The sequence below is a fragment of the Cellulomonas sp. P4_B5_2 genome (assembly GCF_056402235.1).
Map to the genome: position 1 here is coordinate 1 of NZ_JBFUHU010000171.1, position 8089 is coordinate 8089.

7 protein-coding genes are annotated in these 8089 nt (G+C 72.1%); all 7 read left to right on the forward strand.

All coding sequences use genetic code 11. The features are described 5' to 3' along the window. Positions 1 to 319: 319 nt before the first annotated feature. A complete protein-coding gene (locus tag AC1DUQ_RS13120) occupies positions 320 to 631 on the forward strand; it encodes a DUF6112 family protein (RefSeq protein ID WP_477073924.1) in 312 nt (103 codons plus the stop codon). 1 nt (position 632) lies between these two features. After that, a complete protein-coding gene (locus AC1DUQ_RS13125) occupies positions 633 to 1748 on the forward strand; it encodes a hypothetical protein (RefSeq protein ID WP_477073925.1) in 1116 nt (371 codons plus the stop codon). Beyond that, positions 1745 to 3175 (forward strand): SCO6880 family protein, encoded by a 1431-nt coding sequence (locus AC1DUQ_RS13130; RefSeq protein ID WP_477073926.1) that lies wholly within the window; start codon positions 1745 to 1747, stop codon positions 3173 to 3175. The genes AC1DUQ_RS13125 and AC1DUQ_RS13130 overlap by 4 nt, the downstream gene beginning before the upstream one ends. Continuing rightward, a complete protein-coding gene (locus AC1DUQ_RS13135; protein WP_477073927.1) occupies positions 3172 to 4479 on the forward strand; it encodes an ATP-binding protein in 1308 nt (435 codons plus the stop codon). The genes AC1DUQ_RS13130 and AC1DUQ_RS13135 overlap by 4 nt, the downstream gene beginning before the upstream one ends. 5 nt (positions 4480 to 4484) lie before the next feature. Next, positions 4485 to 5582, forward strand: coding sequence for a DnaB-like helicase N-terminal domain-containing protein (locus AC1DUQ_RS13140; RefSeq protein WP_477073928.1), 1098 nt, complete (start codon positions 4485 to 4487; stop codon positions 5580 to 5582). Positions 5583 to 5644: 62 nt separating this feature from the next. Then, positions 5645 to 7387, forward strand: coding sequence for a type IV secretory system conjugative DNA transfer family protein (locus tag AC1DUQ_RS13145; RefSeq protein ID WP_477073929.1), 1743 nt, complete (start codon positions 5645 to 5647; stop codon positions 7385 to 7387). Further along, positions 7384 to 8089, forward strand: a 706-nt coding sequence (locus AC1DUQ_RS13150) for a transglycosylase SLT domain-containing protein (RefSeq protein ID WP_477073930.1), incomplete at its 3' end; no start/stop codon positions are given. The genes AC1DUQ_RS13145 and AC1DUQ_RS13150, both read left to right, overlap by 4 nt.

Genomic DNA, 8089 nt, shown 5'->3' on the forward strand with positions numbered 1-8089 from the left:
GCTCAACCGGTCGCTGCCCCGCCAGCCTACGGACGGCATCCGAGCCCGAACAGCAGGGAGGCCCGCTGCCCCGTAGGGCGGCGGGCCTCTTGGCCTGTAGGCGTCACAGCGCGACGCGGACGTACGTGGCGGAGCGCTCGACGCCCTTGCCTGCCCTCACCCACGCGGCCACCCGCTCCTTGGTCGCGAAGCGCTTCTGATTCGTCGGCCGTCGCACCCTTTCCTGGAATGCGACCTCGCATGTTGCGCACGCCCTGGCGCACCTAGGACCGGGCGGCGCTGACGACCGGTCGGCGCCCGCGGATCCTCGGGGTGCGACATGGGACACGCGTCGATCGTCGTCAGCAGGGTCATCGCTGCCGACCCGGGCATCAGCCCGAACGAGGACGGGCTGCCGGGCCTGGCAGTCGTCAAGCGGCTGGTCGGGGCGCTGCTGACCTGGGGCCTGGTGGCATGCGTAGCCGGCTTGGTGATCTCGGTGATCGTGTGGGCCGTGGCCCGCCAGCAAGGCAACTACGGGTACGCCTCGGGCGGCAAGACCGGCGTCCTCATCGCCGCCGGCGGAGCGTTACTGATCGGCGGAGCGAACGCGATCGTGGCGTTCTTCTCCGGTCTGGGCGGGATGATCTGAGATGCCGGTCCCGGCACTCGACGCCTGCGTCGGACCGGCGGCGGCGGTCTGCGATTCCGCGCAGGGCGCTGCGTCCGACTACGTGCTCGGCGGGCTCGGGGGGTCGTTCGTCGGTGGTGCCGAGCAGGTCGGCCAGCTCGCGCTTGCTGCGCTGAGCTCGAGCACGTCGGTCGACCTGAGCGTCGGCTGGTTCCGCGCGAACGTCGCGGTCATCGCCGCCATCGCCCTTCCTGTCGTTGTGGGGCTCTTTGTCGTTCAGGTGCTGACGTCCGTCCTGCGCCACGAGGCAGGCGGCTTGGTGCGCGCCGTTACTGGGGTCGCGAAGGCGATGCTCGGCGCCGCGCTCGCCCTCGGCGTGACGCAGCTCGCGCTGACCGCGGTCGACGGGATCTGCGAGTACATCGCGTCAGCAGCCGGTATGACCGTCACCCAGGCGGCATCCCAGTTCTTCGACTTCACTGCCCTCCTTGCACTCTCCCCCGCCTTGCAGATCCTGATTGGCCTGGCCCTCATGCTCGGGTTCGTCCTGCTGTGGGGCGTCTTGCTGTTCCGCAAGGCCGCGCTGGTTCTCGTCGTGGTCTTCGCGCCGATCGCGTTCGCGGGGTCGACGTGGGACCAGACCCGGGTCTGGACGCGACGCTGGCTCGAGATCGTCGCCGCGTTGGTGTTCTCCAAGATCGTCATCGTCGTGGCGTTCGTCGTCGGCGCCTCCGCGTTCACCGGCGCCGGCCCCACCGAGCCCGGTGGCGCACCCACACAACCGGCCGGCGGCGTCGCCGGGCTGTCGGACACGCTGGTCGGGATCCTGCTCCTGGCGATCGCGGTGTGGGCGCCGTGGCTGACTTGGCGGTTCGTGCACTGGTCCGGCATGGAGGCCGCTGGGGTCATGCACGCCAACGTCGCGGCCAACCCCATCAGCAAGGCAGCGCGCGGTGCGGCGACGACCACCCGTTACGCCGCGCAACAGGTCGCGATGTCGACGGTGACCGGAGGCATCGGCACGGCAGTGCGCGCCGCGGGCGCGGCGAAGGGGGCATCCGGTGGCCTCGCGGCGGGCGGGCCCAAGCCCACGCCTCCTCCGCCGGTGCCGGTGCCTGACCGAGGTGGTGCGCGATGAGCTCGCCGGAAGACACCGCCGGCACGTCAACAGTCCGGTTCGGTCGCCTGGAGAGCCGCGGCGTGCTGCTGGGTTTGTCCGCGGCCCAGCTTGCGGTGGTGGGTGTCGCCTTCATCGTGGCCGTGATTGCGGTGTTCTTCGCGGGTGCGGGCGGGTTCGCGGTCACGGCGCCGGTGTGGTTGACGCTGCTCGTCGCAGGCACCGTCTCGGTGGTGGGCCGGCCTGTTGTGGGATGGGTGCCGCTGCTGGCGCAGTGGCAGGTGCGCAGGCTGACTCGGGCGACCGCGGCGCTCGCCACCACCAGGGGGGCCAGGGCCGCCCGTGACGTGCTCGTCCTACCGGGCCTGACCGGTCGGCTGGAGCTGGTCCCCTCCGACGCGCTGGGGGCGACGCTCATCCTTGATCGGCGCGCTGGCGTGGTCTGCGGGGTGCTGCGGGTCGCGGGTGCCGGATTCGTCCTGGACGACCCCACAGGGCAGGAGCACAAGGTGGCCGGGTGGGGCCGTGTGCTGGCCGGGCTGTGCCAGCAGTCGGCGATCGTGCGTGTGCAGGTGATGGCGCGCACTGTCCCTGGTGGTCTGGGTCCTGCGCGTCAGTGGTGGCGGGATCGCTGCGTCTCCCCTACGACGGAGCTGTCCGTCGCCCTGGCCGGACTGCTCGACGGCGGGTTCGTGCGACCACATGCGCGAGACACCCTGCTGGCCGTGGCACTTCGCGCACCGCGAGGTCGCCGCGCTCTGACGACGGCCGACGTCGCGCTCGTGGCCAAGCACCTCGACGCGATCGCGACATCGCTGATCGGCGCGGACCTCACACCGCAGGGGTGGCTCAGCCATGAGGACCTGGCTGCCGTGGTGCGCAGCGGATACGACCCAGCGGCCGCTGCTCGCGTCGAGGACGGGCCGGGGCCGATCCGCGCTCCGATGGGCGTCGACGAGCAGTGGTCGTTCCTGCGAGCCGACGGTGCCGTGCATGCCACGTACTGGGTGACCGAGTGGCCGCGCAGCGACGTCCACCCCAGCTTCCTGCAGCCGTTGCTCCTCGGGGAGGCGACCCCAAGGACCCTGACCGTGATTGCCGAGCCGCTCACGACCGCCCGTGCACTGCGGGAGATCCGACGGAGCAAGGCTGAGCACATGGCTGACGCGGCTCAGCGAACGCGGATCGGCCAGGTCGAAGCCGAGAGCACGCGAGCGGAGGTCGCCGATCTGGAGCGCCGCGAGGCCGAGATCGTGGCCGGCCACGGGGATCTGCGCTTCACCGGGCTGGTCACCGTGTCAGCGTCCAGCGAGTCCGAGCTCGAGGAGCGGTGTGCCGCGCTGGAGACAGCCGCAGCTCATGCGATGTGTGAGGTGCGCCGCCTGTTCGGYCAGCAAGGGCAAGCCCACCTGGCCGCAGCCCTGCCCTTGGCGAGGTGTGTGCTGTGACCGCGACGAGCACACCGACGTTCCGGCGGACTGTCGGGCGGCACCGCAGCGGTCCACGGCTGCGGCTGCCGGCACACCGGGCGTCGTCGGCGACCCTGGCCGGTGCGTACCCGTTCCTCGTGTCGCCTTCGTGTGACGTCGGCGTCCCGGTGGGGCAGGACGCGCTGACCGGCGGGCCGTTCTGCTTCGACCCGTGGGCGCTGTACGGCGCGGGCCACCTGACGAACCCGAACGTGCTCCTGGCCGGGGTGATCGGGCAGGGCAAGTCCGCGCTGGCCAAGTCGCTCGCGATGCGCAGCATCACCGCCGGACGGTCCGTCTACGTGCCGGGCGACCCGAAAGGTGAGTGGGCGCCGGTCGCCGAGGCGATGGGCGGCACAGTGGTGCGACTCGGGACCGGTCTCTCGGCTCGGCTCAACCCCCTGGACGCCCCAGAGGGCACAGAACCCCACGGACCGCGGATCCGCCTCCTTGCGGCTGTCGCCGCCCTGACGATCCGCCGCGAGCTCGGTGCCGCTGAGCTCGGCGCGCTGGATGCGGCCCTCGCCTTGGCCGAATGCCGTCGCAGCGCACCCACGATCGGCGACGTCCTCGAGACGCTGACCTCGCCCGACGCCTCGGCGGCACGTTCAGACGGTGTCCGTGTCGCAGATCGATCGGCGGACGGGCGCGATGTGGCCCATGGCTTGCGCCGCCTCGTGCACGGCGACCTGACGGGCCTCTTCGACGGGCCCTCAAGCGAACGCCTCGATCCGCGTGCACCCATGGTCGTGCTCGACTTGTCACGGCTGGGCTCCGACGAGGACGCGTTAGCACTGGCGATGACGTGCGCCTCCGCGTGGCTCGAAGGCGCGCTCCTGGTGTCGACCGCGAAGCGGTGGGTCATCTACGACGAGGCGTGGCGGGTCCTGCGACACGCCGCTCTGGTGCGCCGGATGCAGTCGCAATGGAAGCTCTCGCGCGCGCACGGCATCGCCAACCTCATGGTGCTGCACCGACTCAGCGACCGGGACGCCATCGGCGAGCACGGCTCCGAGGCCCGCTCTCTGGCGCAGGGACTGCTGGCGGACTGCTCGACCCGCGTCATTTACCGGCAGGAGTCCGACCAGCTCGACGGCACCGCCACCGCGCTGGGCCTGACGCGGCCGGAACGGGACCTGCTGCCCGTGCTGCCGCGGGGCACCGGGCTGTGGAAGATGCCGCGCCGCACCCACGTCGTGCACCACGTCCTACACCCCGTCGAGGTCGACGTCGTCGACACCGACTCCGCCATGCGCGACGACACCGAACACGAGGACCGGTGATCACCATGAACGACGACGCCATCATCCGGCTATCCGAGCAAGCCACACTCGGCTCAGTCCTGCTGCAGGCCAACACGCTCGACGACATCCAGCGGTGGCTTCGGGCAGGCGACTTCGCCGACACCTGGCACTCCCAGGTCTTCACCACCATGCTCGAGAGGCGCGGCGCCGACCAGTCGATCGACCCCCAGACGATGGCCGATGCGCTCGTCGAGCGGCTCGGCACCCGTCGGGCGAACCTGCCGCGACTCGCGGACCTGCTGCACGTGACACCACCGCACCCGCAGGCCGTCACCTACGCGCGGATGGTGCTGGACGGCGGCCTACGTCGAGAGATCGCCGGCACCGGCGTGCTCCTGCGCGCGGCTGCCGTGCGGTGCGCATCGGATCGCATGTCACGCCCGATCTACGCGACCTGCAACGTCGTGGACGCCGCGATGGACTGCGCCGAGGCGCGGTGGGCCAAGGCCACCGGCCAGCCACACGACGAGGTCGTCGTCCCGCTCGCCCTGCGCGCCGTGATGCGGAACACCGAGGCGCGGATGGGTGCCGATAAGTACCTGTCTGGGCACCCCGGGCGTGACGCTGGCTTCGAGCGTCGCAACATGGTCGCACTGATCGGTGCGCTCATCGCCCAGCCCGACCACATCCCGAGCGTCGCCGCCTGGCTGGCACCCAACCGGGTCCCCGATCCCGGGTGGCGCGCCGTTTACGGCACCCTGCTCGAGCTCGCCGAGCTCGGACAGCACGTCGACATCGTCACCGTCGCCTGGGCAACCCGCGCGCACGCCCACCACGAGCAGGGTGTCCCCGGACTGTCCGAGCTGCGGGCCGCCGTCGACGACGGCTGGTCCCGGCAGCTCGATCCGGCGATCCAAGCCGTCGCCGGAGACCAGGTACGGCACCTGGCCGATGCCGGTGCCGCGCAGCTCGTCACCGGCGCCGCGAACCCCGGCGTGCTCGTCACCGACCTGGTCGACACCGGGCACCTGCTGACCGCGGCCCTGCGCCGCACGGCCGCGGCCATGCCGATCCAACCGGCCTACACCCCCGCGGCCGCCCCAGAGCTGCACGCCCAACGGATCGAGTCGGTCTCCCGATGAGGCCGACGCACCAGGGACCGCGTCCCGGCACCGCGGGCGGACCGGACCTGACGACGTGGGCGATGACCGCTGGCGCCGCCGTCCTCGTCCTGGCCGCGGTCCTGTGGTCCGGAGCGGCCCTCGCCTGCGTCCTAACCGGCCGCACACCCCCGCCCGCGGGACTACTCACCGCGCTCAGCGCGATCACCCAGCCCGGCGACCCGGCCTCGGTGTGGCCTCGCCCGTCCGCGCTGCCCGGCCCGGTGGCGTACTGGACCGGGACCGCGCTGGCCGCAGCGACCTGGGTCGGTGTCGCGTGGGGCATCTGGTGGCTGTGGCGACGCCTCGCGCCCACGAGCGGCGGGCGTGATGGTGCGCTGCGGGACCTGCCAGGGATGGCAGCACCCCGTGACGTGCACGCGGTCGCGGGCCAGCGAAGCCTGCGCGGCCGCGCGTCGGTCGTGCGCCCGTCCCTGGACCGGTCCGCCCGTCCGCAGGAGGTGGGCTTCCGGCTCGGGCGACTTCGCGGACGCGACCTGTGGTGCACCGTGGAGGACTCCGCCCTGCTCGTCGGACCACCTCGCATGGGCAAGGGCCTGCACGTGGTCATCCCCTGGGTTCTGGACGCCCCCGGACCAGTCGTGGCCACCTCGACCCGCCCGGACACCCTCGCGGTCACGCTGCGAGCTCGCCGAACCAGAGGGCCGGTCGCGATCTTCGATCCGCAACGCCTCGCCGGCCTCCCCGGCGGGCTGACCTGGTCACCCGTGCGCGGCTGCGAGACACCCCGCACCGCCTTGGTCCGAGCGCGCGGGCTGGCCGCCGGCGCCGGCTTTGGCCGGACCGTGTCCGACTCCGACTTCTGGGCCGGACAGACCGAGACCGCCCTGCGCTGCCTCCTGCACGCCGCGGCGCTGGATTGCCGCCGTGCCGTCGACCTGTACCGGTGGTCCCTGAACCCGGCCCTGGCCGAGGACGCCGTCACCATCCTTAACCGCAGCGCCATGGCCGCGGACGGCTGGGCCGACGCCCTTGAAGCTTCCATCCACTCCGACCCCCGCACCCGCGACTCCATCTGGCTCGGCGTCCGCCAGTCCTTGGCCGCCCTCGCCGACCCCGACGTCCTGGCCGCCGTCGACCCGAAACGCGACGAGTCCTTCGACCCCACAACGTTCCTGCGCGAGTCCGGCACGCTCTACCTGCTGGCCTCCGCGGTCGCCTCCGGATCCTGCGCACCGCTGGTCGCGGCGTTCGTCGAAGACATCACCGAGACCGCCCGCGCCCTGGCTGCGCGCTCCCCCGGCGCCCGTCTCGACCCACCCCTGCTGCTCGCCCTCGACGAGATCGCCAACCTCACCCCACTGCCGTCACTGCCCTCGCTGATGGCCGAAGGCGGSGGCTCCGGCATCACCACCCTGGCCGTCCTGCAATCCCTGGCCCAAGCCCGCGCCCGCTGGGGCGAACACGCCGCCGACGCCATCTGGGACGCCGCCACCGTCAAGATCGTCCTGGGCGGACTGGCCAAGTACCGCGACCTGGACGACGTCGCCCGCCTCGTCGGGGAGGTCGACGAGCTCATCGAGACCCGCTCCCGCGGCCGCGCCGGAGAACACTCCTCGTCGACCTCCGTACGCACCGTCCCGGTCATGCCGGCGTCCGTGCTGCGGACCCTGCCGTTCGGCACCGGTGTGCTCCTGCTCCGCCAGACCAAACCCACCATCATCGACCTGGCCGCCTGGACCACTCGGCGCGACGCAGCCGACCTCCAGGCCGACCAGAAGGCCGTCGAGCACGCCACCGCCAACGGCACGGCGGTCCCAGCATGATCAAGCTCGCGCTCGGCGCGCTCGGGTTACTCGCCGTGCCCACCATCGCCATCGTCACTGCCGTCGCCGTCGGTGGCACGGCCAGCGCGTGCATCGCCAGCTCCGCCGGCAGCTCGCTCGCGGACGACGCACCCATCCCCGCTATCGCCCGCGCCTGGATCAGCGAGRCGAAGGCGACCTGCCCCGACCTGCCCGAGACATGGATCGCCGCCGTGATGGCCCAGGAGTCCGGGTTCCGACCCGAGGCTCACGCGGACGACTCCAACGGTGGTACCTGGGGACTGCTGCAGATGAACGCCTCCATCTGGCGCGCGCACTACGGCCACCACTGGGACGCGGACCTCGACCACAACGGCACACCGGACATCGAGGAGCCCGCGACCCACTCCCGCGTCGGCGGCACCTACCTGTGCGCCCGCCTGGCCGGCGTCCGGCAGATCCGCGCCGGCCACCCCGACTGGGCATCCTCGAGCATCCCGATCCTCGACGCCCTCGTCATCGCACACAACGCGGGCGAATCGCGGCTGCGCACCTACCCCACCATCCCCGCCACCACCGCCCGGTTCATCGCCAATGTGAACGAGCGCATGACCGCATGGTCCGCCGACCCCGTATCCGGCGCCGTCCCCGAGGTCGCCAACCCCGACCTCACCGCAGCGGTCACCCCGGTGGACGGATCACCAGCGACCGGATGCGCAGTCC

Excerpts from the sequence above, each read along its gene's own strand:
- AC1DUQ_RS13140 (WP_477073928.1), top strand. The coding sequence starts at position 4,485 with ATGAACGACGACGCCATCATCCGGCTATCCGAGCAAGCCACACTCGGC.
- AC1DUQ_RS13125 (WP_477073925.1), top strand. The coding sequence starts at position 633 with ATGCCGGTCCCGGCACTCGACGCCTGCGTCGGACCGGCGGCGGCGGTC.
- AC1DUQ_RS13120 (WP_477073924.1), top strand. The coding sequence starts at position 320 with ATGGGACACGCGTCGATCGTCGTCAGCAGGGTCATCGCTGCCGACCCG.